This is a genomic window from Aquiflexum sp., assembly GCF_041749095.1.
Taxonomy (GTDB): Bacteria; Bacteroidota; Bacteroidia; order Cytophagales; family Cyclobacteriaceae; genus Aquiflexum.
Map to the genome: position 1 here is coordinate 1 of NZ_JBGTCA010000436.1, position 2351 is coordinate 2351.

General features: G+C 41.9%; 3 protein-coding genes. All 3 read right to left on the bottom strand.

Features of this window, described 5'->3' with window-relative positions:
• A partial coding sequence (gene ggt / locus ACEW8O_RS20165) for a gamma-glutamyltransferase (protein WP_373496430.1) occupies positions 1-1595 on the bottom strand: 1595 nt, incomplete at its 3' end.
• A 209-nt stretch (positions 1596-1804) separates the two neighbouring features.
• Positions 1805-1981, bottom strand: coding sequence for a hypothetical protein (locus ACEW8O_RS20170; RefSeq protein ID WP_373496431.1), 177 nt, complete (start codon positions 1979-1981; stop codon positions 1805-1807).
• A gap of 75 nt (positions 1982-2056) precedes the next feature.
• The coding region (locus ACEW8O_RS20175; RefSeq protein WP_373496432.1) for an adenylate/guanylate cyclase domain-containing protein at positions 2057-2351 on the bottom strand (295 nt) is incomplete at its 5' end.

Consider the following 2351-nt stretch of genomic DNA (forward strand, 5'->3'; position numbering starts at 1 on the left):
TTGACGCCTCGGAGTTTGTGTCCCATCAGCTCTAAGGAATCTCGGGTATCGGGGGACATGAGGTGCCTTTCGTATCGGATTTCATCAGGTAGCCATTGGTGATGTATTTTCATGGCTTCGATGGCTTTGTCGATTCTCATATCATATTCCAATACATTGAGTACCGTCTGAAAAACCGTATTGATAATCGTCCTTCCTCCCGGACTTCCGATGATGAGATAGGGCTTACCATCTTTGGCCACAATGGTGGGTGTCATACTGGACAACATCCTTTTTTCTGAAGCGATAAGATTGGGATTGGAACCGATTTGGCCACGACTGTTGGTAACTCCGGCAATAGGGTTGAAGTCGCCCATTTCATTGTTGAATATGAAACCGAGTTTGGAGGAGCCCATTTTTACCCCGTAGGAATCCTCAAGGGTATAGGTAAGGGAAACTGCATTGCCATCCTTGTCCACTACCGAAAAATGAGTGGTACTGCTTCCATCATACAATTGTCCATACTTGGAAGAATCGCTCAGTGAAGCTTTGGTCATGTCAATATTATCAAAACGCATTTTGGCAAATTCCTTGGAAATAAGTCTATTAACAGGGATTTCAGGGTTAAAATCAGGGTCACCCAAATGTTCCGCCCGATCTGCAAAAGCCCGCTTCATTGCTTCGGCGACCAAGTGCACATAGGCCGTGGAATTGAATTCAATTTTTTTGAGATCAGCCAATTCCATCAGGTTCATCATCTCAATCAAAGCCACCCCGCCCGAACTCGGTGGAGGCATGGAGTAGATTTCGAAGTCTTTGTAAGTTCCTTTTAGGGGTTTGCGTTCAATGGCAGTATATTTTACCAGGTCTTCTTTGGTGATGATTCCACCCTTGGCTTTCATATAATTTTCGATCTCCTCGGCAACAGGACCTTTATAGAATCCATCCTGACCGTTGTCACGGATCAAGGAAAGGGTATTGGCCAATGATTGCTGTTTCCAGATTTCTCCAGGTTGGACAATCGAGCCTTCGGTATTCCGAAAGTAGTTTTTCATGATATCATACGAATCATCCATTTCGGACATTCTAAGGGCCACCTGATACAATCCCCAAGTCATGGGAAATCCATTTTCGGCCAAGTCTACTGCAGGTTGGACCAATTTGGGCCAAGGTAAACTCCCATACTTTTGATGCGCCAAATATAGGCCTGCGACGGTTCCGGGGACACCTACCGCCTTGATGGTTTCATGGTTGGAACCATCGATCAGATTTCCATTGGCATCGTGAAACAGGTCAGGAGTAGCCTTCAAGGGAGCTTTTTCCCTAAAATCAAAAGTGGTGACATCTCCGTCAGATTTCATCAAAACAATAAATCCTCCCCCTCCGATATTCCCTGCCTCGGGATGGGTTACAGCTAAGGCAAATGCTGTCGCAATGCTCGCATCAATGGCATTTCCACCCTTTTTCAAAATATCAATACCAACTTCTGAGGCGAGGATATTGTCTGAGACGACCATGCCGTTTTTGCCGAAGATTTGGGCGTTGATGGAGAAATGGGAAAAAAAGAGGGGAAGAAAAATTAGGTAAAGGACCTTGAGGGATTTTGGGTTGTTCATTAGATTAAGATTAATTCAAGTTTTCAATTTAAAAGCTTGTTATTTTTTCTTTGTGTACTTGTTGAGATATGCTCAGTGCCCATTGTGGTTAAAATTTCTTACCACAAGGTGCACAAAGGTTTTCACAGAGTTCACAAAGTGCCTTTGATCATTTTTTAATTCCATATTTTTATAACCTGGTAAATCCGGTGTTGCAATTGGCAAAAAAATCAAAGCGGAATTTCGTTTTTGTTTTCTCCGAACAATTCGATGGCTTCTATAGCATCCGGGTCATTGCTCAGCGCATACTCTCCATAATACCAAGGTGAATCAGGTTGATATACTATAGTTACCTCCCTTAATTCTTTAATATCATTAAATCCGTCTTCATATCCTCTTACAACCAATTTTTTTGTCAGGAGGTAATTTTTTCAATAAATCTATAAGTTCTTTAGCATTCATATCTATTTATTGATATTTGCTCAACCATTTACAAAATACATGTCAATTTCGCCCTTATTTTTTGCAGAAATCTTCCCTCTGTAATCACAGTCAAATTCTCCTTTGACCAGATCATAAGTTGCTCCACTGATATTTATTTTTCCTTCCTCAGAGTTTTGTTCCATTCTTGCTGCGGTGTTTACAGTATCTCCCCAAATGTCGTAGGCATACTTTTTTACACCAACAATGCCCGCCACCACCTGACCTGTGTGAATTCCAATCCTGATCTTGAAACCTGAATCATTGTTTTCCATAAATTCCCTGATTTCCAATGCA